The sequence below is a fragment of the Salinimicrobium sediminilitoris genome (assembly GCF_020866905.1).
GTDB lineage: Bacteria > Bacteroidota > Bacteroidia > Flavobacteriales > Flavobacteriaceae > Salinimicrobium > Salinimicrobium sediminilitoris.
The window spans coordinates 67882-89900 of the sequence record NZ_JAIVCC010000001.1; the positions used below are offsets into that span (position 1 = coordinate 67882).

The 22019-nt window shown below is 39.5% G+C and carries 24 protein-coding genes; 15 read left to right on the forward strand and 9 right to left on the reverse strand.

From position 1 onward, the window contains the following. The first annotated feature begins 21 nt into the window (after window positions 1–21). The gene (locus LA313_RS00260; protein ID WP_228912601.1) at window positions 22–618 is read left to right on the forward strand and encodes an alpha-ketoglutarate-dependent dioxygenase AlkB family protein; all 597 of its coding nucleotides are present in this window, start codon (window positions 22–24) and stop codon (window positions 616–618) included. Here the strand turns inward: LA313_RS00260 and LA313_RS00265 are convergent. Then, window positions 608–1537: a glutaminase gene (locus LA313_RS00265; protein WP_228912602.1), complete on the reverse strand. Its 930-nt coding sequence runs from the start codon at window positions 1535–1537 to the stop codon at window positions 608–610. The genes LA313_RS00260 and LA313_RS00265 overlap by 11 nt on opposite strands. Then, window positions 1524–2231 carry a dipeptidase PepE gene (pepE, locus tag LA313_RS00270; protein ID WP_228912603.1) on the reverse strand — a complete coding sequence of 236 codons (708 nt, stop codon included), beginning with the start codon at window positions 2229–2231 and terminating at the stop codon, window positions 1524–1526. Before pepE ends, LA313_RS00265 begins: the two co-directional genes overlap by 14 nt. 255 nt (window positions 2232–2486) lie before the next feature. Here pepE and LA313_RS00275 point away from each other — a divergent pair, with 255 nt between their 5' ends. From LA313_RS00275 to LA313_RS00285, 3 genes are all read left to right on the forward strand, one after another. Further along, window positions 2487–3275, forward strand: coding sequence for a peptidase associated/transthyretin-like domain-containing protein (locus LA313_RS00275; RefSeq protein WP_228912604.1), 789 nt, complete (start codon window positions 2487–2489; stop codon window positions 3273–3275). 166 nt (window positions 3276–3441) lie between these two features. Beyond that, window positions 3442–4206 (forward strand): carboxypeptidase-like regulatory domain-containing protein, encoded by a 765-nt coding sequence (locus LA313_RS00280; protein WP_228912605.1) that lies wholly within the window; start codon window positions 3442–3444, stop codon window positions 4204–4206. Window positions 4207–4407: 201 nt separating this feature from the next. Continuing rightward, entirely contained in the window at window positions 4408–6369 is a 1962-nt protein-coding gene (locus LA313_RS00285) for a tetratricopeptide repeat-containing sensor histidine kinase (RefSeq protein WP_228912606.1), read from the forward strand. Window positions 6370–6448: 79 nt separating this feature from the next. On the opposite strand, the gene LA313_RS00290 is transcribed toward LA313_RS00285, so the two are convergent. From LA313_RS00290 to LA313_RS00310, 5 genes are all read right to left on the reverse strand, one after another. Continuing rightward, the gene (locus LA313_RS00290; protein WP_228912607.1) at window positions 6449–7636 is read right to left on the reverse strand and encodes an ester cyclase; all 1188 of its coding nucleotides are present in this window, start codon (window positions 7634–7636) and stop codon (window positions 6449–6451) included. Window positions 7637–8085: 449 nt separating this feature from the next. After that, window positions 8086–9024 carry an NAD-dependent epimerase/dehydratase family protein gene (locus tag LA313_RS00295; protein WP_228912608.1) on the reverse strand — a complete coding sequence of 313 codons (939 nt, stop codon included), beginning with the start codon at window positions 9022–9024 and terminating at the stop codon, window positions 8086–8088. Window positions 9025–9028: 4 nt separating this feature from the next. Then, window positions 9029–9454, reverse strand: coding sequence for a hypothetical protein (locus LA313_RS00300; RefSeq protein WP_228912609.1), 426 nt, complete (start codon window positions 9452–9454; stop codon window positions 9029–9031). A 91-nt stretch (window positions 9455–9545) separates the two neighbouring features. Then, window positions 9546–10316: a hypothetical protein gene (locus LA313_RS00305; protein WP_228912610.1), complete on the reverse strand. Its 771-nt coding sequence runs from the start codon at window positions 10314–10316 to the stop codon at window positions 9546–9548. Window positions 10317–10435: 119 nt separating this feature from the next. Then, the gene (locus tag LA313_RS00310) at window positions 10436–11182 is read right to left on the reverse strand and encodes a LytR/AlgR family response regulator transcription factor (protein ID WP_228912611.1); all 747 of its coding nucleotides are present in this window, start codon (window positions 11180–11182) and stop codon (window positions 10436–10438) included. 433 nt (window positions 11183–11615) lie between these two features. Here LA313_RS00310 and LA313_RS00315 point away from each other — a divergent pair, with 433 nt between their 5' ends. After that, window positions 11616–13304 (forward strand): FAD-dependent oxidoreductase, encoded by a 1689-nt coding sequence (locus LA313_RS00315; RefSeq protein ID WP_228912612.1) that lies wholly within the window; start codon window positions 11616–11618, stop codon window positions 13302–13304. Window positions 13305–13439: 135 nt separating this feature from the next. Here the strand turns inward: LA313_RS00315 and LA313_RS00320 are convergent, their stop codons facing one another. Further along, window positions 13440–13616 carry a histone H1 gene (locus LA313_RS00320; protein WP_228912613.1) on the reverse strand — a complete coding sequence of 59 codons (177 nt, stop codon included), beginning with the start codon at window positions 13614–13616 and terminating at the stop codon, window positions 13440–13442. A 1518-nt stretch (window positions 13617–15134) separates the two neighbouring features. Here LA313_RS00320 and LA313_RS00325 point away from each other — a divergent pair. Together LA313_RS00325 and LA313_RS00330 are read left to right on the forward strand one after the other, a co-directional pair. Continuing rightward, complete coding sequence (locus tag LA313_RS00325; protein ID WP_228912614.1) at window positions 15135–15536, forward strand: hemerythrin domain-containing protein; 402 nt, start codon at window positions 15135–15137, stop codon at window positions 15534–15536. A gap of 100 nt (window positions 15537–15636) precedes the next feature. Beyond that, window positions 15637–16458, forward strand: a complete 822-nt coding sequence (locus LA313_RS00330; RefSeq protein WP_228912615.1) for a universal stress protein — start codon at window positions 15637–15639, stop codon at window positions 16456–16458. Window positions 16459–16478: 20 nt separating this feature from the next. Here LA313_RS00330 and LA313_RS00335 read toward each other — a convergent pair whose 3' ends face one another. Continuing rightward, window positions 16479–16823: a cupin domain-containing protein gene (locus tag LA313_RS00335; protein WP_228912616.1), complete on the reverse strand. Its 345-nt coding sequence runs from the start codon at window positions 16821–16823 to the stop codon at window positions 16479–16481. A gap of 139 nt (window positions 16824–16962) precedes the next feature. Here LA313_RS00335 and LA313_RS00340 point away from each other — a divergent pair, with 139 nt between their 5' ends. The 8 genes from LA313_RS00340 (at window position 16963) to LA313_RS00375 (ending at window position 22016) form a co-directional block, all read left to right on the forward strand. Next, window positions 16963–17463: an RrF2 family transcriptional regulator gene (locus LA313_RS00340; RefSeq protein WP_228912617.1), complete on the forward strand. Its 501-nt coding sequence runs from the start codon at window positions 16963–16965 to the stop codon at window positions 17461–17463. Between the two features lie 37 nt (window positions 17464–17500). Continuing rightward, window positions 17501–17779, forward strand: a complete 279-nt coding sequence (locus tag LA313_RS00345; protein ID WP_228912618.1) for a hypothetical protein — start codon at window positions 17501–17503, stop codon at window positions 17777–17779. A 100-nt stretch (window positions 17780–17879) separates the two neighbouring features. Next, a complete protein-coding gene (locus LA313_RS00350) occupies window positions 17880–18491 on the forward strand; it encodes a DUF6448 family protein (protein WP_228912619.1) in 612 nt (203 codons plus the stop codon). 55 nt (window positions 18492–18546) lie between these two features. After that, the gene (locus tag LA313_RS00355) at window positions 18547–19002 is read left to right on the forward strand and encodes a carboxymuconolactone decarboxylase family protein (protein WP_228912620.1); all 456 of its coding nucleotides are present in this window, start codon (window positions 18547–18549) and stop codon (window positions 19000–19002) included. Window positions 19003–19011: 9 nt separating this feature from the next. Beyond that, a complete protein-coding gene (locus tag LA313_RS00360; protein WP_228912621.1) occupies window positions 19012–20325 on the forward strand; it encodes an NAD(P)/FAD-dependent oxidoreductase in 1314 nt (437 codons plus the stop codon). Window positions 20326–20372: 47 nt separating this feature from the next. Further along, on the forward strand, window positions 20373–20708 hold the full coding sequence (locus LA313_RS00365; protein WP_228912622.1) for a hypothetical protein: 336 nt from the start codon (window positions 20373–20375) through the stop codon (window positions 20706–20708). A gap of 202 nt (window positions 20709–20910) precedes the next feature. Continuing rightward, the gene (gene azu / locus LA313_RS00370) at window positions 20911–21387 is read left to right on the forward strand and encodes an azurin (protein WP_228912623.1); all 477 of its coding nucleotides are present in this window, start codon (window positions 20911–20913) and stop codon (window positions 21385–21387) included. 167 nt (window positions 21388–21554) lie between these two features. Then, on the forward strand, window positions 21555–22016 hold the full coding sequence (locus LA313_RS00375) for a hemerythrin domain-containing protein (RefSeq protein WP_228912624.1): 462 nt from the start codon (window positions 21555–21557) through the stop codon (window positions 22014–22016). Window positions 22017–22019: the final 3 nt, after the last annotated feature.

Consider the following 22019-nt stretch of genomic DNA (forward strand, 5'->3'; position numbering starts at 1 on the left):
AAAAATAAATTAGAACTGCTCATGAAATCCATTAATTATCCTGCTAATTTGTTGCCTGCAGACGGGGAGAGTTATTACTTCGGAAGAATTCTTAGTGAGCAGGAAGAGAAAAAATTTTTTGAGATTTTGCTGAAAGAGGTAGATTGGAAGCAGGATGAGGTGATCATTTTCGGAAAAAGGATCGTGACCAAAAGAATGACAGGCTGGTATGGCGAAAAGGAATTTGAATACACCTACTCGAAAATCACCCGAAAAGCTAAAATCTGGACGCCTGAATTGGTTGAACTAAAGAACCTGGTGGAAGAGAAAACGGGCCTGAAATTTAATTCCTGCCTGCTCAATCTTTATCATACCGGCGAGGAGGGAATGTCCTGGCACAGTGATGCAGAAGCAGAATTGGGCAAACAGCCGGCAATTGCTTCCGTAAGTCTCGGTGCACAAAGAAGATTTGTTCTAAAGCACAAATCTTCCGGAGAAAAAATTGAGCTTCAGCTGGAACCGGGAAGCTTGCTGCTCATGGCAGGAGAAACTCAGAAATACTGGTTGCACAGACTTCCGAAGTCAAAGAAAATAAAGGAGCCAAGGATCAACCTTACTTTCAGAAACATTAAAAAATAGAAAAACCTGTTAGGGTGGTGAGTCGCTCGAGAGACGCCATGCCCAAAGCCGAATTTCCTTTAGGGTTAAGCGGCGGACTCCATACAGCTACTGCAAACCTGTCGGGATGAACAGCAACAATACCACCACCTACACCACTTTTTCCAGGAAGGCCTACTTCAAAACTAAACTCCCCTGCTTCGTCATAAAACCCGCAGGTTTGCATAAGTGCATTCACCCTTTTCACCTGTCTGCCGGTGAGAAATTCCCTTTCCGACCCTATAGTTGTTCCGTTATTGGCAAAAATAATGAACGCATTAGCCAGCTCCTTACAGGACATGGCGATGGAGCACTGGTGAAAGTAAAAATCCAGGACTTCCTCCACATCATTCTCAATATTCCCGAAAGATTTGAGATAATTGACAATGGCGTAATTGCGATAACCTTCAGATTGCTCTGAAGCTGCCACTACGGGATCAAAATCAATTTCCTGATTTCCTGTGATTTCGCGTAAGAACGTAAGTAAGGCAGCTTTGGCATTGCTAAATGAAGACACCAAAACATCGGCTACTACAAGGGCACCAGCATTGATAAAAGGATTTCTGGGAATTCCCGAATCATTTTCCAGTTGCGAAAGGGAATTGAAGGGGTCGCCAGAGGGTTCTACACCTACCCGGTTCCACAATTTGTCACCCATCGCTTTCATGGCAAGGGAGAGTGTAAAAACCTTGGAGATTGACTGTATCGAAAAACGTTCCTGACTGTCCCCAAACCTGTAATTGTTTCCCTCCAGGTCATGAAGGTGCATCCCGTATTTCGTTGACGGCACCTTAGCCAGTTCGGGGATGTATGATGCCACCTTCCCCGATCTTGGCTGGTCTATATATTCCTGATTGATCTGGTTAAGGATCTTTTGGTAATCTACGTTATGTGAGGTCATTTAAGAGGGTTTCCGGTTCTACTTCAAATGGTTCTTGATTTGCTTCAAAAACACGGGCCGTGAGGCTTCCTTTTAATCTTATGTCCTTTCCTTTGACTTCCAGCCAGCTCCCCTCGCGGAGACCTACAACAGGCGGAGTATTATGACGATGGAATTCCTTTATGCGAGTCTCCCTGGTCTCTCCCTTATGAGTGGATTTAGGATCTGGATCCAGGTAATGCGGATTGATGTTGAATGGCACCAGCCCCAGTGCATTAAAAGAGGGAGGATATACAATAGGCATATCATTTGTTGTTTTTATGGTAAGGCCGGCAATATTAGTGCCTGCACTAGTTCCCAGGTAAGGAGTGCCATTGTTCAGGGTTTCCTTTAGAACAGGGAGCAGGTCATATCTGTAAAGTTGTTGCACCAGGAGGAAGGTGTTTCCTCCACCGGTAAATATTCCTTCAGCATTTTTTACAGCCTCATGAGCGGAATCATATTCATGTATACCTTCAATCTCCAGGCCTGCTTTTTCAAAGGCTTTTTGTGCTGTTGCAGTGTAATCGTCATGTGAAATTCCGCCGGGACGGGCATAGGGAATAAAGAGAACTTTATTACAGTTTGAAAAATGCCTTTTTAGAAGGGGGATCAAATACTCAAGATATTCCTGACTGTGCAAGGTGGAAGTACTGGCAAGAATTAAGTTTTTCATGCGGTTTTATTAGCAGTTTGTGTAAAATTAAGAAATATGCCAGAGGCAGATTCTAAAATTTGGCCAATTCTCTCTCCGTGTGTTCAAAGTTTAATTTCCGGTCCACAGATTTCATGAAAGCTGAAACCCGGGATTCCAATTTCGAGCATTGAAACATCTTTTCCTATAGCTGTTTCCATAACCTTTAACTAAAGTTTAGTCGGAAATTAGATTTTTATAAAGATTAGATTTTGTTCCTTTAAGAAAAGCATAATTATGAAACCCCTTTTATCTTATTTTATATTCTTCATTTCTCTTACCGTTTTTGCCCAGGATCGGGTGCAAATAGACGGAAAAGTCACACCGCCAATGGGAGAGAGTCCGGAAGGGATTACCGTATTTAACCGGACAGGAAAAAGTTTGACCGTTGTTAATGAAGAAGGAAATTTTTCTGTGAGAGTAGCTGCCGGAGATACCCTGCAATTTTCTGCAATTCAATTTCAGGATTTTTCGGTTGTTGTGGATGAGGGTGTGGTTGACAACAGGCAGCTTAATGTTTTTGTTTCTGAAGCGGTGAACACCCTTCCGGAAGTAGTGGTTTCACCTTACGATCTCTCCGGAAATGTACAGGTAGATGTCAGGATTATCCCCGTAGTTGAGGCAGAACTTCCTACAAAATCTGCTGCCGAAATTAATCCTTACGAAAACACTTTTCGTCCCGATTCCCTTGTTTCTCCCCCAAATGCTGCCATGCGCAGCGGAATGATCTACAGTGGGATGAATTTTGCCAATATCTTCAGGAATATTTTTACCTCGCGTGATGTAATGACCACAGTAGGAGGTGATGAAGATATTGATGATCAGATTCTTCAATTACACGAAGATGAATTTTTCAAAGAACAGCTAAACATTCCGCAGGAGAATATTCGTGAGTTCATATATTTCGCTGAAGACAACGGCTTGACCCGCCAAATGCTAAAGCCGGAAAATGAAATGGAACTAATCGAATTTCTGGTAGCACAAAGCCAGAAATATAAACAGCGCAAAGCGGAAAGTGAACGTTAATAATTATCTTTATGAATCTCCATATTTTATTCTCATTTTGTCATTTTTGAAAGGTTATATCTAGATTACCGATAAAAATTTCATATAAACACTGCAATTATTTTTAATTTTTGGCGTTCTTTGAGACATGAAGCACCTGCTACTCCTCTGCTTTTTGTTCTTTTCTATGACCACCATAGCCCAAACTCTTGGAGAGGTTGAGATCAATGGAAGCATCACAGTTCCTGCCGAAGCTGATGCTGAGGGAATAACCATTTATAATAAGAATACCGGTAAAGGAAGTGTCTCCAGCAAAAATGGAGAATTTGCTATTTCCGTAAGTTTGAATGATTCTCTTTATTTTTCAGCTTTACAGTACAGCGATCTCCTGGTGGTGGTAGATGATAATATCCTTAAAACCAGAAGTCTTCACGTAGAAATCACAGAAAATATCAATGAACTGGCCGAGGTGGTGATAAGGCCGCATAACCTTACGGGAAATCTCACTGCCGATCTTAAAAATATTCCTGTTCAACAACTTGATCTGCCCACATGGTCGGCTGCCGAAATTAATAATATGGATTTTGCTTTTGCTCCCGATCGTCAATCCGGGGTTTCCAATGCCGCCATGGGTGGAGGCGGTGGTAAATATGGTTTTCAACCCAAAAAGATCATTGGAGGCCTGGTTGATATTTTAGCGCCCACTTCGGGTTCTAAGGCAGTAGATCCATTAAAGAAAAAAGCCTCTTTTATCATGCTTGAAAGGGAGTTAACTAGCCGCTATGATCCTCAATTCTTTAAGGAAGTGTTGCAAATTGAAAGGGAAAAGATCTCAGCATATATTGCATTTTTAAGTGAGAAGGGAGTGGCGCAGGTTCTTTTGCAAAAGGAAAACGAATTGCAGCTGCTCGACCTTATGGTGCTTCAGAGCGTTGACTACCGTCAAAGATAGGCAGCAGAATCATCTGCTTCAAAATTTTTCCTGTACACGAGCGAGAACCATTTCTTCAATCTTTGGACTCTTATTTCCGCGGAAAAGGATATAGGTCTTCTTTTAATTCTTATGCATTAACCGGGGAGCCCTGTCTTTATAAGTTATTATTTTACAGTTATTTAGTGGTATCTTTAATTCTAGATCTTAATTAAAGGCTTCTTGATCCCTGGAAAATATATTGGTCTGTTGTTTGGCTTTGCAGTACTTCTTAGCCATTCTGCCTATGGACAGATTTTTGACTTTAGCAAACCCGATCCATACCAAAAGGTATTTGTAGAAACCGATGATTTTGATGCTTCCTATTTGCAGGTTTTGGAAGAGGCGCTTCCAAAGCTTGAACAGGATACCCTGCAATTTGAGGTTTTAAACGACCTGGCTTATTACTGGCATACCAGAAATCTTATCACTGCCCTGGAATTTACAGAAAGAGGACTGGCAATTACAAAGGAAAAGAAAAACCTCTTGTGGCATGGAAGATTTCAAATCACCCAGGGAGCAATTTTGCTACGCCAGGAAAAACTCGATGCTGCCGAAGCAGCTCTTAGAGAGGCCGAATCAAAGGTAGCAGAAAGTGACCTTGCTCTTTTAAACACACAATTAGGCTATGTATATGAGCGCAGGGGACTAATTGGTCGGGCGGCAGATTATGCCATGGAAACCTTACGACTTGGGGAAAAACTTAATGATAAAAAAGCCATAGGAATTGCCTACAGCGACCTGAGTAACCTGTTCTGGAAACAGGGAAAATATGAGGAAGGCCTGGAGTATGGCCTAAGATCCCTTTCTTTTTTTGAACCAAGAGGGATCAATGATCTGGATTATGATTTTACGGTATATATAGTTGGAAATAACTACTTAAGCCTTAAGCAGTATGATAAGGCCATGGAGTATTATCTACGTTCCATAGAAATAGGTGAGCGCTATGGCTTTTATAATAATTTAAGTGATGTATACATCTCTCTGGTAGATCTATACGTTTTTTTGAATGAGTTCAAAAAAGCTGAAGAAGCCGGCGAAAATGCTGTTAAATATGCTTACCTCCTTGATAATGCCTTTATGCTCATGCGCTCCTATCTTTCTGTGGGAGAGTTGCAGATCCAAAATAAAAATTATCCTGCGGCCATAAAAAACATTCAGAAATCTATTGAAGTTGCCACACCAAACTTTGGAGATAGCTTCTTCTTAAGCAAGGCCTATCATAGTCTGGGAATAGCTTATGCAGAATATAACCAGTTTAAAGAGGCCTATGAAGCCTTTTCTAAATATGATTCTTTAAATAGCCTTGTTTTTACTGCAGAGGCTGATCAAAGGATCTCTCAACTTCAAACTGAATTTAATGTAGCACAAAAAGAAAATACCATCCAGTTACAAGAGACCCGGCTTTTGCGACAAAGAACAACCCAAAATTTTATCATCTTTATTGTCGGCCTTCTGTTGGTAATTTTATTGATCCTATGGGTGAGTTTCACCAATAACCGAAAGAAAAATCAACTTCTGAAGAAACAGAATCTTGAAAAGGAATTTTTGTTAAAGGAGATCCATCACAGGGTAAAAAATAACCTGGAAGTAGTGACCAGCCTCCTGGCTCTTCAAACTGCTCAAACAAAAAATCCTCAAATAGCAAACGCCATGAAGGAAAGCCAGAACAGGGTGTTTTCTATGAGTATCATTCACCAGCGCTTATACCAGGAAAACCACCTGTCTACCATCGAAATGAAAGATTATTTCTACCACCTTGGCAGCCACATTCTTGATTCATTTGGGGAAGAGAAGCGAATAAAGATCAACTATGAAATGTCCGAACTGCATTTGGATGTAGATACTGCTGTGCCTTTAGGATTAATAGTAAATGAACTGTTGACCAACAGCCTCAAATATGCATTTCCAAATAAACAACCGGGAGAGATCACCATAGATCTTAAAAGAAAATCCAACAAGAATATTCAACTAATCGTCAAAGACAATGGAACAGGTTACACAGAAGATGAACCTGTGAAAGGAACAGGCTTTGGGAAAAAACTTATCGATCTGCTTACCCAACAGCTGGACGGAACTTTGCAGGTGTTCCATACTTCGGGTACTGAATATTTTTTTAATTTCAGATTACAAGGAGTCTCCTGAATTTCAGGCTGCCATTAGAATCTTCTATTAAAGAAAAAAATAAAGCTTCCGGAGTTTTAATTCCGGAAGCTGTTAGAGATCAAAAATTTCTTCCGCAGTAGAGAACGAAATCCTCGGGAGAGTAACTTACACAATGCTCATAGATTTTTCCTTCCCGCCATTTATCTCCATCGAGCTGGCGATTCTTCAGCTTTTTTGCAATTAGAAGAGCGATCTTTTTATCTTCTGAAGCTACCTTGACATGTTGTATCTTTTTGTCTTTAGAAATAGAAAAGAAAACTGTAAGGTTATCTCCTTCATCAATCGTCACATTGGAACTTTTTAGCATAAATTCTATTTCCGGAGAAAAGGAGTCCAGGTCATAAAGTTTCGAGTTGGAAATGGCATAGTAAGGAGCCGTCAATGCTTCATTAAGTTGCTTGGTATCTGCATATTGTTGGAAGGCACTAATTTTTCCATTTTTTAAAGTCCAGAGGTGAGCTGCCTGCGCATTATAAGATTCACCATTCTGCTTCACTTTAGCATTATACCGCAGGGTCGCAAGAATTTGGTTGTTATTCATTTCGTGGAGCTTAACGTCCTGCAGGTTGAAATACTCGTGTTCTGCCCCTATACGGGCAAAGACGCCATTCAGGATAGCTTCCGGTCCAATATATGGATTACCTTTAGCATAAATATTGCCTTCGGCTTCATTCCAAATAATTTCGGGATCCATACCCTCCAGAACCTTAGGAATATCACCTTCAGCAAAAGCCTTGTACAGGTTATCGATCACCTTGATGTTATTAGGGTCAGACACGAGACCTATTTGTTTCAAAAAGGTCATATTGTCCACAAAATCCTGCTCCCGCGCAATTTTCCCATTCTTCATTTTCACAAGAGTGACGCCATCTATATCTACCTGTTTTCCTGTGGCAGGAATTCCGAAGAAGTTCCCAGTATGTGTTCCTTTAAAATTCCAGTGTTTAACAATGTTATCCCCGTGTCCAAAAGCCTGGGTGATGGTAAAGGAAATATTTGAAAAACCACTAAGATAATTTTGGTAATATTCTTTAAAGGCATCAATGCCTACAACAGCTTCGGGTTCAAGCGGAATGGTGATTTCTGCATCGAAATATTTATCGTTTATAAGGTCGATTTGACCCTTGTTAGTAATGTTATCCCATAACTGGATATACATTTGAAGATCTTTATCAATGTTGCTTTGTTGAGCAAATGTGCCCGTACTTATAAAGGCCAGAACGAATATTAAGATTAAATTTTTCATGATTCATAATTTTAGTCAACGATTATTTCTGTTTCATTTCGGCTCTTTTGAGGCGAATAAGGTTCTGCTCATAAGCTTATTAGAAGAATGCGATGCTTATTGAGTATTGAAGATGGCTGCGGAAAAGTGAAAAGTGCCAGGTTCCAACTGCCTTAAAAGACAATCTTCATATTCCTGAAATTTTGGTATATGGAATATGTAGTGCACTACGACCAGTGATGATGGAGAGGCTCAGGTTTACCGGGAGAAAGACTCAGGACCGGCATTTTTACCTGTTCAATTTCATCTTTAAATATGTAATCTTTGGTGTGGTTACAGCGTCTGGTTCAGCTATATGATCGTATATTTTTTATGCAAAAGCTTCTTTGGTAATTGTTAAGCTGAACATTTTCTTCAAGTCGTCAGTTTTCCAATTAAAATTAAAATTGCTTTCATGTATTACGAATTTATTAAGTTGAATAACTGTTCAAAGTTTCTTTGACAGGTCGAAAGTGGATTCCTAAATCCAGCTTCGCGAGATCGTTTTTGTAGACCATTTCTGCTTTTTCCCGGGGCTCCCGGTGATTCAACATTTCATGGATATCCCATATTTTGTAGGTTTCACTTGTTAAGAGGTAATCTTTACCATGAAGACCTTTTCTTGTGGCCACTCTGTAAATTGCGTCGGCAACATCTTCAATATCCACCAGGGCAAAGGGAACATTAATGTCAAAGAGGGATTGAATAAAATCATCTGGTGCTATTTTGTTTTTTATAAGCATTTGTAAACCGGTTGATGTTGAATCTTCCCTTTTTGATAATGATTTTCCTATCACCATGACCGGTGAGACCGAGCAGATCTCAAAAGGAAGTTTGGGATTCCTTTCGATAAACTGCTCCACTACTTTATTGGCAATAAATTTGGCCTGGGCATAAGGGTGACTTTCTTTACTGGTGAATCTTACATCTTTTTCATCAAAGGGATCTGTAAAACTTTTACCGTTTGCCGGGAGTGGAAAATTAGTGTTCCAGGCTCCAACCGAAGCAACAAAAATCACTTTCTCGATTTTCGGTGCCTTGCTAACTACTTCAAGAAAATTGAGGGTTCCGTTTATTGTTGGTTCAAAAAGTTCCGATTGAGGATCTTTTACATTCAGTTGGAATGGAGTACCACTATGGATCACGATTTCACAATCCTCAATAAAATCTCTTACAGGATCTGGGTCCTCCAGTTTAAATGCCTTGATCTTGAGATTGTCAGACTTTTTAAATTTGAATAGGTGTTCATATTTTTCACTCTTACTCATATCGGTTACTGAGGCTTTAACTTTATAGCCTTCTTTCAAAAACTTCCTGGTGATATAGCTTCCAATAAAACCTGAACCACCTATAATTCCTACGGTTTTCATAACTTTAATTTTGAGATCCTTCAGTAAAGCCAACAATTTCCCCGGCATTTAGAGACCAGTGATGTAAAAATCTTGTTGAGATAAATTCACAATCTAATGGGCGGCGGCCTTTTACTACTCCCGTAACAAATACCTCATTCTCTTCAGTTTTAAAAATTAGATCATCAAATTGAAGGCTTCCCCATTCATTTTTCATAATTGAGTTAAGGGTGATGTTGTACCGGTTATTTACTCCGGGCTGGTTTTCCAATAAGTTCCAGTTAAAGCCGGGTGAAATAGCTACGATATCTTGCGAAGTAGTGTTTTTGTCCTGTAAGATTTCATATACCTGTTTTACCGCAGAATGGTCTTCAATGCCCTGTCCCTGTAAATTGAAGGAAGTTGAAATTCCAATTATTAAAAGGAGCCAATATAAATATGGGTTTTTCATGGTCATAGTTTTTAATTAGTTCTTTTCAATAAATTCCCCGAGATCCTGTCATAAAGAGATCTTGAGTTATTTCCGTTTCTGTTTTAATTGATCATTTCTTAGATACATATTCCAGGTCGGGACGCATGCGGCCTGTTTTCGATTCATATCTATAGACGTATTTCAACATTTCATCGAATAATTTTTCACCTTCCTCACCTAAAAGAATATCTGTTTCTTGAGATGTTTTTGCATAAGATTGGGCATCCTTTGCCGATATTACCACGAGATAATAATCCCCCGGGTTTCCGAAGCCATTGCGGTAAACCCTAAAATGTTGTTTGGCATCTTTTTTCTCATAAAGGGATTTGATCTCTTTCATCTTGGTTCTAAGATTCGCAACATTTTCTGGAGTGACATGGAAAAAATGCCATTTTCGATAGTCTTCTCCTAGGGTATTTGTGGTGAGGCCTCCTGGCATATAAGACATGTCACTTATTAGATGAACAACATAATCCCGGTGCGAATCATAACATTTATTAAAGCGGCTGAAAATCTTTGTAAACTCTTCTTCTCCCATTTTTTCAGCTAAGGGCGCCATGGTGTTTTTATCAAAATCGGCCATGTTATTAATAGGGGAAATACTTAAATAAGTTCCATCGTCGATACTGGCAGTAGACCAATCTGAATCTTTAAGATCGTGTTTCTTACATTGAGCAATAAAATCTTTTGTAACAGCTTCATACTCTTTAATCATTGAAGGTTTTACCTGGTCTTCGTGTACCCAAAAAGCTTGATTTGCATTAGAACTCTGGGCGAAAAGATCACTGGTTTGCAAAATTACTATTGCAAAGAACAAAGTGATAAGATTTACATTTTTCATAATTTCCTGATTTAGAATTTAATTTCAGGGGCAAATTACTTCTGTAAAAATCTGTATACAAATGGATTAGGATGAATGGAGGTAAATATTGTCCTAAGTGACAATAAATTTACCGGGAGTTAAATGGTTTGTAATCTTTTAAGAAGCTCCTGCCGCATGCCCCTGGCCATGGGAATGGCCTTACGTGAAATAACTACATGAGTATTGGCAATCTCGTCTATACGGGATAGGTTAACTATGTAAGATCTATGGATCCTTAAAAAATGCTTCTGTGGCAGTTTTTTTTCCATTTCCTTTAGTGTAGATACCAGTAGATAATCTTTTTCGGTTGAAAAGATCCTGCAGTAATTACGCTCTGCTTCAATGTAGCGTATAGCCTTAATATCTACCTTGACCATATTTTCCTGGTGCCTTACAAAAAGACAATCTTTTAGGACTGTAGTAGAATTTTCGTTTGATGGCTCACCGGACGAAGTGGCGATATTACATTTTAGTTGATTAACAGTGAGTTCAATACTGCGTTGCAGGTCCAGCTTTTTAAAAGGTTTTGGAATAAAAGCATAGGGATGTGTCACTTTTGCCCGGTTAAAGTTGGCTTCATCGGCATTTGCCGTGAGATAAATGATAGCAAGGGTGCTTTGGAATTCCTGCATCTTTAGAGCGGTATCGATCCCGTCCCATTCCCCTTTTAGCTGAATATCGATCAACACTATATCTGGAAGATTTTGTTTAATGTAGGTCAATGCATCTTCCCCCCTGGAAACAATACCGGAAACTTCATAACCCATTTCTGAAAGTTGCAGAGAGATGTTGGCTGCAATGATCATTTCATCTTCAACTATCAATATTTTAATGGGTTGAATCATCGGCCATTCAAATTAAATATTTATGAGGTTATGGGTTTTTCACAATTCGGTTTTTGTTCTAATGAAGACTTTTTCTTTTAATGGAAAATTCAGTCAGTAAGTGATTTTAAATGAACTCCTGCCTCAAAATTGGGGAAGAAATATGTGGGGGAGTGGGATCCTATCGTTTTCAATCATTAAAAGAAAACAGAAGATGCTAATTTAAAGAATAATTATCTCAATTCCGATTTTTATACAGTAGATGGTATTTTGGAAATGGAAAAAATGACACCTTTTTACTAAAGACCAATAAAGATAATGAGTTCAACTCCTGACCTCGGTCATAAATATTCTTCACAATTCCCCTCAATTTTGCATGCTGAGAATAATTAGAGGTACCTGTTCAAAATGAAAAAGATGAACAGAACCTAATCCTGAATTTTAGAAGTCAAATATGGAGAAACAGAAGATAGTTATAGTTGGGGGAGTCGCGGGTGGCGCAACGGCTGCCGCGAGGTTAAGACGGCTAAACGAAAATAGTTATATAGTCCTGCTTGAAAGGGGAGAACATATCTCTTTTGCTAATTGCGGACTGCCTTATTACATAGGAGGTTCTATAGAAAAACGGGAGAAACTACTGGTGCAAACGGTAGAAGGAATGTCCAGAAGGTTCAGGCTCGATATTCGTAATCTGAGCGAAGTGCTCTCGATAGATCGAGTTGCAAAGACAATTAGGATACGGGATCTTAGAACGGGAAAGGAGTACGAGGAAGTCTATGACGTGCTGCTGCTTTCTCCCGGGGCGAAACCTTTTCTTCCACCCATAAAAGGAATTGCTGAAGCTAAGAACCTTTTTAGCCTCAGGAATATCCCCGATACCGATAAACTCAAAGCCTATGTGGAAGATTTCGGGCCAAAAAGTGCAGTGATCATTGGTGGTGGGTTTATTGGTCTGGAAATGACAGAAAACCTGCATGATCTTGGAATAACCGTACGCCTGATTGAAGTTTCGGAACAGGTTATGGAAGCCCTGGATTTTGAAATGGCTGCAATTCTCCAGGATCATCTTCGCAAAAAAGGGGTGGAGCTTTTTCTGAAAAATGGTCTGGAAAGAATTGAAGCTGAAGGTCAAAAAGTTGTTCTGCAGAATGGAGAAGAACTATATACAGATATGATCATCATGGCAGCAGGAGTGCAGCCCGAAAGTAAACTGGCTGTAGAGGCAGGTCTAGAGCTGGGAAATCGAAAAAGCATCAGGGTCAATGAATACCTGCAGACTTCAGATCCTTTTATTTATGCAGTAGGTGACGCTATTGAGGTGAAAGATTATATTAGTGGGCAAAACTGTTTTGTGCCGCTTGCCTGGCCTGCCAACAGGCAGGGCCGTATTGTGGCCGATACGATCTCAGGAAAACCCACCGCTTATAAGGGAACTTTAGGGACTGCAATTGCTAAGGTCTTTGACCTCACTGCTGCTACCACCGGCAACAATGAGAAAGTATTAAGACGACAGGGAGTCGCTTATGAAGTGGCGCACATCCATCCAAATTCTCATGCCGGTTACTATCCAGGAGCGGCACCCCTTGCTCTAAAACTCATTTTCTCTCCCGAAGATGGAAAGATCCTGGGAGCACAGGCCGTAGGTGCCAGGGGAGCAGATAAACGTATTGATGTATTGGCTACTGCCATAAAGGGAGATCTCACGATCTACGACCTGCCTGAGCTGGAATTAGCCTATGCGCCACCATTCTCCTCTGCTAAAGATCCGGTGAACATGCTGGGGTATGTTGCCCAGAATATGCAGGATGGCAGCCTGGAAACCTTTCAGTGGTATGAGGTGGAAAAATTACAGGAGTCCGGAGCTTTTATACTTGATGTTAGAGAAAATAAAGAGTGGGAGGCAGGCCACATTGAGGGGGCAGTGCATTTTCCACTGGATGAACTTCGGGATCGTCTACAGGAATTTCCAACCTCAGAAACTATTTATTTATACTGTCATGCCGGGCTGCGGGGATATTTAGCCACCCGTATTCTTCAGGAAAATGGATTTACCGTTAAGAACCTTGATGGTGGCAATAAGACCTACCAGGTCGCTGTAACTGAACAGAGTTTATTGAAAAATGTAGTGCCAATGGCTTTTTAAAACCGGGAAAGAGGGATGAGAGTTTGAAATAGAACTCGAACATCAGTAGGTACAAATAAAAAATCCGCAACCACTTTTTATATTAAGTGTGTTGCGGATTATCTTTGAGACGCAGCCCAATTAAGGAGAAGGTTCTTACTTCTTCGATTCTGCGATAGAGACTTTTCTAAACTCTTTTAATAGCTTTTCCAATTCCAAAGAAGATTTTCTTGCTCTGGTTCCGGCGCTTTTATTTCCATTTTCTAATTGTGTATTGGCATCAGTTTGAAAGGATTCAAAAGTGCTTTGGATGTTTTCAATAAGATCTTTCATGATAATTATTTTTTTAATGAAGTGCTAAAATAAAAGAATATTCTTGGGCTGCCACATTTTTTATCATTTAAAGGTTTCGAGAAAAAAGGTGGGAGGAGGCTGTCGCTAATAATCGAAGTGCGTCACAAAAGACGAATTAAACATTTTGCATAGTTAGTCATGAAAAAACTATTCGATTAAAACAGGAGGAATTACAAAGGTGCAAAAATTTACTTTGCCAGGATTTACGAGAATAAGATTAGAATGGGCGGTACAAACGCATAAAAAAATCCTCAACCACTTTATTGTCAATGTGTTGCAGATTAACTCTGTGACCTCGACAGGATGTTTTTTCTTTGAGTCCCTGCCTGAAAATAGAAAATCCTTTCTGTGTGTTTCGTCGCCTTTTTGGAATTTGGTGCTTGTATTTTGGAATTTCGGTCCAGGATTAGCTTCGCTGTTCCTGAGAAAGTCCCCGCCTGAAAATACAAAGTCCGTCCCGCCTGTCGGCGTTGCGTTTTTTCATTTTCCTACGAAGCTTCAGGCAAGCCTGGCTTCTCCGTAAAACGAAAAAAGTCCGCAGCGAAAGCTGCGGACTTTCTACTTTAAGTGACCTCGACAGGCCCTGAACCTATTTATAAACCCTAGTAAAATCAAGGGTTTTAATTTTCAGATTTGTTATTGTTGACCGAATTGTGAACCTTCTTCTAGTAGATCCCTTTCGCCATGAACTAAATATAATCATTTAATATCAATTGATTACAATAATAGAGCAATAAAAATAGATATTATCCAACAATCATTTCTACATTGTTGAACAGTTCAAAAAGGTTCATTAATTTACGGGATTTGAACCCACCCCATATTTACTGGGTTGAAAAAGGTTTATGGTTATTAATGGTGACCTCACTGTTATTTGGAGTTTTGAAATCAAAAGAAGCTATTTAACAAATTTCAACTCTGAGAATCCATTGCAAGGATTTTAATTACAAAATGCCTAACATGGAAACTCACAAAATTCTAGAATGTACAATTGCAAATGTATGAAGCTTCGAGATATAGGTAAATGATTTACAAAAAGGGAGCAATACACAGTCAAGTGCTGCAAGTCTAAATCTATCGAACTGGTCTTATGTAGTGAGGCAAGTTGTGGGAAATTAGTAATAGTTACCGCAAAAAATTACCAATTTACAAGGGGTTTAAAAGCATTGGCCGTAAAATTAGTAACATTTTTCTGTAAGAACATATCCGAAGCCTTATGAACAAAGGGGGGAGACCTAATGACATCGGGCAGCGTGTCATCCTCTTGCTTCACCCCTTCCTATATTTTTACTGGTATTTACTATACATAAAAATTGTCTTAGGATATTTAGTTGTTGGTGGGCATCCCTATTTTATGCAATAGAACCTCAGTGCCATACTCAGTTGTTATTTTGTTGGACTCTTATTTAAAAAAGGGTTTTGATTATCAGTCTTTTATGGTTGATCTCATATTCTAATCTTGATTCTTTTTACATATTTAAAACTCATGCAAAGAGTATGAAACTTCAGGAAACCAAAACGGTAGCCGAAATGGTTACAGAAAAGATTAAAACTGCTTGTATTTTCTATGCCGACTGGTTTAAAGAAAAGTATTTGGAACCACATTTTAAAATAGAGGAGCAGGTGTTTTTTCCTCTTTTAGGTACCAATGTGAGAGTAAAAAGAGCTTTTGCAAACCACAGGAGAATAATTAAGCTGCTCACCTGTAGCTGTGAACATATAATGGTCCTGAACCTGTTGGAGGAGGAGCTTGGGACACATGTTCGTTTCGAAGAGCGTATTCTTTATTGGGAAATTAAAAAAATTGCCACTCCTCAGGAGCTGGCAGAGATCGAAAAACATCATCAGGGCCTTTGTTTCAACGATGCAGAATGGGAGGATCAGTTCTGGCTGGAATAACTATTTTCCAGTGTTTTAAATCCGGTAAAAATTGGATTAAAAGTTTGAGAATCTGATCTGTATCATTTTTACAGAGAAATAGTTGAGCTACTTTCGTACCATGGAAGAAAATGCTATGAACGTCCTTTTACTATCCGACTTTTCAAAAGTGGGTATTAATGCTATTCATTATGCCATGGATCTTCTACAGGATCAACAGGCCAATTTTTATTTATTGAACATTTATGATCCCGATCCTGAATGTATAGATAATTGTGCAGAAGATGAAAAAGCCATGACGTTAGCAACGTTGGAGGAACGCGTGCAAAAGTTACAACAGAGATCGGAGAATAGACCTCACAAGGTAACAGGTCATTATTCTGAAGAGAAGCTTGTGAATGCTGCACGCGAATTTGTAAAAAAGCACCGTATTGATCTCATAGTAATGGGAGCAGTAGGTCATGAGCAACGTCACTCCACAATTCTAGGAAAGCATACCTTTGAGATAATGTCTAAAATAAAGTGCAATACTCTGGCAGTGGCCCATGAAAGTGAATTTAAAAAACCGGAAAGGTTACTAATGCCTCTTGATTACAATGCTTCTTTTGGCAGTAAAAATATTCGCTTTTTAAAGGATTCTGAAGTTTTTAAAGGAAAACATCTTGATATCTGGGAAATCCCAAGTGTTGAGAATTTTGGGGATGATCGGAATATAGGGAAGAAGGAAATCTTCAGCAGATTAAAAAATATTAGAGTAAATTTTTCCACATTTGTCGAATCATCCGTTTACGATAAAACTACATGGGCAGATGTTCAGAATAAATTCGACCACATTGTTATATTAGGAAAAAATATTCGCATTTGCGATCTCCTGTTGCACAACAAGGACGGGTTATATGCTAAGGTGCCTAACCAATTACCAATTCTGGTTCTGCATGATTAGCGAATATATTTATTCGATGTTCAGGAATTATCTGCGACTCCTTTAACTCTTTCAGCTGTATCTGCTTTCGTTAGAGTAAGCCGGATGGTACTGTCTTTCTCTGCTCTTAAATCATGGGGCACATTTCCTTCAAGATATACAAGATCACCTTTTTTAAGTTTGTATGATTCTCCATGTACGCCGAAAGAAATTTCTCCTTCAAAAATCTCGACTACTATGGGATAAGGTGTTTTATGTTCTTTCATCACGTGGCCTTTTCGCATAGCTATTCTAATTTCCCTGCTGGTATCTGTATCCAAAAGGACCTGTACTGCGGGTTTGTTTTCATTGTATTGCAGGTCATTTACTAAAGAGGCTTTTTTCATGTTGTGGTTTTTGTTACACCAATCAAAATAACTCTCTGGTTTTATACTTCAAGGAGGTAACTTGATTGATAAGAGTTCATGTTCTTAATGTAGCGTAATTTCTTGACAAGAACAATAATAAATTTAATAAAGGACAAATTTGTCTTTTTTAGAATTTATTTCTTATCTTTGGATCATTAGACTGGTTAATATTATAAAAATGGTTTCAAAGTCCTGTAAATATGCTATTCGTGCAGCAGTTTTTATCGCCTCCCGTGCCAATGCGGAAGAAAGGTTTGGCGTGAAGGAAATCGCTGCTGAGATCGAGGCGCCGCCAGCATTTACAGCAAAGATTTTGCGGACTTTGAGTAAATATAAGATCATTACATCTCTCAAGGGGCCTTATGGCGGTTTTTACTGTGAGAAGTATCAGCTTGATCTGGCGGTTTCAGAGATTGTCAATGCGATGGATGGTATGTCTGTATTTAAGGAATGCGTAATGGGCTTACATCAATGTTCTGATGCGCATCCCTGCCCTATGCATTACAAGTATGCCGGGACAAGAAATGAGTTAATGAAGACTTTTCAGGAAACATCTGTTGGTAGTCTTGCCGCAGATCTTTCGAAAGGTTCTGTTTTTATAAAGAATGAAGTTTTATAAAATTGAATGATGGAGAAAGGTATTAAAAATAAGAGCTATGAGTATTTACAACAACATAATCAAATTCCTTGAACAGCCAGAAGACGAAACAAGAGATAGAGCGCCTGAAGGTGTTTGCGCAATGTGCTGGGGCTACCAGGCATACGATAATAAAATAAGGACAGTTATTGAAGACAAACAGGTTGATGTAAACAATCATCAATTTAAGTACATGAGAATTCAAAAACTCCTGAAGGAACAAATCGAAGGGATCAGGCTGAAAAAGGGGAAAATTAACGATTGTCCCACCTGTGGAGGGGAGAGGAATAAAAAATAAATATGTTCAATAATTTCAAAAAAAGAAAAAATATAAAGTTATAAAGGATAAGATGATCCTTTTTGGATTTAAATAATGTATAAATATAAAAGAGAATAAAATGGAAAATAGAAAGACTAAAAGAGTGAGGAGCTCAAACAGCGTAGTATATCTTATCGGGTTGTTTATGGTGTTATGGATACTTCCCCAAAATGCCCTGGCACACTGTGACTCCTATGACGGACCGGTGATTCAAGATGCCTTAAAGGCGCTCGATCAAGATAATGTCACACTTGTTTACAAATGGATCAGTGAAGATCAGGAAGAAGAAATTTCAGATCTGTTTCAAAAGACTTTGAAATATCAGAAGAAAGATAAGGAGGTGTACCAACTCCTGGAGAAACATTTCCTCGAAACTTTAGTCAGGCTGCACCGGGAAGGAGAAGGGGCGCCTTACACTGGATTAAAACCTGCAGGAACTACAAAACCTATTATTGTCATGACCGATGAGGCTCTACAGGACGAAGACCCCGAGACACTTTTCGGGAATTTAGAGAACCATATCGAAAAGGTGATACGAGAGAAGTACGACAAAGCCCTGCAACTGCGTCAGGTTCAAAATGAATCTGTACAACAAGGTCGTGCATACGTAGCCGCTTATGTTGACTATACCCACACAGTGGAGGCATTGCACGATGTAATTACACATGACACCGCAAAGCATAAGCATTAATGAAATAGGTTTCAATATTAATCAAAACAAAATTTAATAACGTAAATAAATTACTATGGAAGAGAAAATCCAACATTCAAAGTTCACGTTATGTGCGATCAAAGGAATTCAGGAGCTAGATAACTGCCTTGATCATTGTACAATAGAACGTTCGTTACTGGAACTTGTAAAACTCAGAGCTTCTCAGATATATGACTGCGAACAATGTAGGGAAATGCACACCCGGGAAGCCAGAACAACAGGATATACCCTGCAGCGACTATTTGCTCTAAAGAACTGGAGAGAATCTGATGAATTTAATGATAGAGAAAAAGCTGCCCTTGCATGGACAGAAGCTATCACTTCGTCCTCTCGCCAGGCTGCAGTAGATATTTTACACGATGATATCAGGAAGATTTTAGATGAACAGGAACTAGTCGCTATAACAATGGCGGTCACCACTGTTGATAGCTGGAGCAGATTGTCGTTGACAGTTCGTTCTTTCGAAGATCTTGCGGATGTTGGCCGATAAATAAATCTTATGAAAGTTGAACCAAGAAAGGTTGTAATTGTAGGTGGAGGGTTTGCAGGAATCTCTGTTGCTAATAGATTAAAACATTCTAGTGCAGAGATCACCATCATAGACAGGTCGAACCACCACTTATTTCAGCCGCTGTTGTATCAGGTGGCCACCGGAGGATTATCACCGGGAGATATTGCTGCTCCTATTCGCGCTATTTTCGGAAAGGACCGGAATATTAAAGTGCTTATGGGAGAGGTAAAAAGTATTGAGGCGAAAGAAAATGAACTAACTCTAATTAACGGAAATAAAGTGCAATTTGATCAACTGGTATTGGCTCCTGGGGCGCAGGATAATTTTTTCGGGCATGAAGACTGGAAGCAGTACGCGTCGGGACTCAAGACTTTAGGAGATGCTCTGCAAATTAGAGAACGTATTCTCCTGTCTCTGGAAGAAGCAGAACAGCTGGAAGATCCTGAGAAACGCCAGCCTTTCCTCACTTATGTCATTATTGGAGGTGGACCCACAGGTGTCGAAACTGCCGGAGCCATTGCCGAGATTGCCCGAACAAGTATGAGACGCAATTTCCGGAATATAAATGAGAATGAAGTGAAAGTTTATTTAGTGGAGGCTGCCTCAGAAATTCTGAATGGTTTTGCAAAACCCCTCAATGGAAAAGCACGGAAAATGTTGGAGAAACTCGGAGTGCAGGTGCTGCTGGAAACTCCGGTGATAAATATTGAAAGGGACCTGGTGCATTTAAAAGTGGGACGCATAAGTACACCAAATATAATTTGGGCGGCAGGAATTAAAGCATCTTCCCTCCTGGATTACCTGCACGTAGAACAGGATAGAATGGGAAGAGTAGTGGTAAATCAAGATCTCAGTGTTCCCGGTTACCCAAATATTTTTGTTTTGGGGGATTCGGCACATTTTAAGGATGAACAGGGAGTGCCTTTGCCGGCAATGGCTTCTGTCGCTAAACAGCAGGGACAATTTCTGGGAAGATTATTGTCAGTAGATTCCTTGCCTCTACCTAATAAATTCAAATTCAAATACGAGAATAAAGGAACAATGGCAACCGTGGGAAGAGCGAAAGCCGTGGCAGAATTTAAAAGTTTTAAGTCCAGCGGTCTGTTCGCATGGTTCCTCTGGTCGGCGGTACATATATTGTTACTGGTAGGATTTCGTAACCGGATGCGCGTTTTTTTTGAATGGATATGGCACTACCTCACTTTTAAACGTGGAGTGCAGTTAATAACCGACAGGACAAACTGCCATAATTGTGCCCCTAATACTATTAGAAAGACAGCCCTTCTCACCGGAAACTATTGATGATAAAAGTACCAGGAGCAAAACGTAAAATTTAAATAAACCGAGTTATGGAATCTTTAAAAATTCTGGGTCTGATTCACACCTATGGAGCTCTGCTATGGATTATTGTAATTCCAATAATAACTCTGAATTTATTCAGGGTTTTGGAGAAAGAAGAACGTGGTAAAAATCATACACAATGGAGTGTAAAGCTTACTTTATTAGCTTTGATTACGTCAATTCTCATGGGATCCACCGGACTGGTCTTTTTGTACGAATGGGAAATATGGAACAGCATTAAGGAAGGAGACTTATGGTGGACGCATTCTATGATCCTTTCATGGATCCTGTTCAGCTTTGTTTTTTTCATGCTGGACCCTTTACTGCTGAAGAGGCTGGAATGAATTTTCCCAAATTTCCGGAAATTATAAAAGGTCGGTTTGATGATCTGGTTTATATAAAACGGCATTCACGGAGCAGCTTTCCAACCTCTTAAGTGAAGACCTGATTTAACTGAATAATTTTAACCCGAGTAATAACAATTCCAAAGGAAATAACTGCCAAACTAAGTGCATCCCTTTGGAGAACAATTAACAATTAAAAAAGATGAACACACTTGTAACATTTTCAGCAGCTATTATTTTAGCTTTTAACGGATTTACTTCAGAAGAATCCACAGAAAAGAACCCTGTGGTAAGCACTGAAATAGAACAGCCGGTAAGGACCATCGTCATTAATTCAAACGACCAGATGAGGTTCGACACCAATGAAATAAAAGTAAAAGCGGGAGAAAAAATTAAGCTTACCCTCAACCATACCGGTAAAATGGCGAAGAACGTTATGGGGCATAATTTCGTCCTTCTGACAAAAGGGACAGATGTGAACAAATTCGGTCGTGCTGCCATGGATGAAAAGGAGAACGAATACATCCCATCCACCGGGGTCATCGCTCATACCAAATTAATTGGTGGGGGAGAATCAACGACTATTGAATTTACAGCACCGGCAAAAGAAACTTACGATTTTGTTTGTAGTTTCCCAGGTCATTATTCCATTATGAAAGGTAAATTTATTGTGGAGTAAAAAGTTGTTCAATGAAAAAGTCGCAGACGGTCCTGATCGTCTGCGGCTTTTCTTTATTTAAAAAGGCAACAATTTAGCTTTCTTCTAAGCTCCGGTGCCTGAAGAATGACTAACTTATAAAATTCAGAAAGATTGAACTCTTTAATAGGAGACCGAAGACAAGTACCATGGAAAAGAAGCCGATAAAACGAGATAAGAATATTCAACCCCTAAGTCGGGACCATCATCACACGCTGTTTCTGTGCTGGAAGATAAGAAAAGGTTTTTCGAAGGGGGTGGCCCCCAATCGAATGAAAACCTATTCTGACTGGTTCTTTGAAAGTCACGTCCTCCCGCATTTTAAGATAGAAGAAAAGTATCTGTTCCCTGTTTTAGGGGAAGACCATGATATGATAAAAAGAGCTCTTGCAGAACACCGCCGCCTGGAACGGCTATTTAGAGATGAGAAGGATTTCGTTAGATCATTAAACCTTATCGAGGAAGAGCTGGAACTCCACGTACGTTATGAGGAAAGGGAACTTTTTAATGAAATTCAAAAGCAGGCAAGTCCCGAGCAGCTGGAGGTGATTCTGGAAGTTCATAAAGATGAACGTTTTCAGGAAAATACTAGTGATGAATTCTGGAAATAGTGT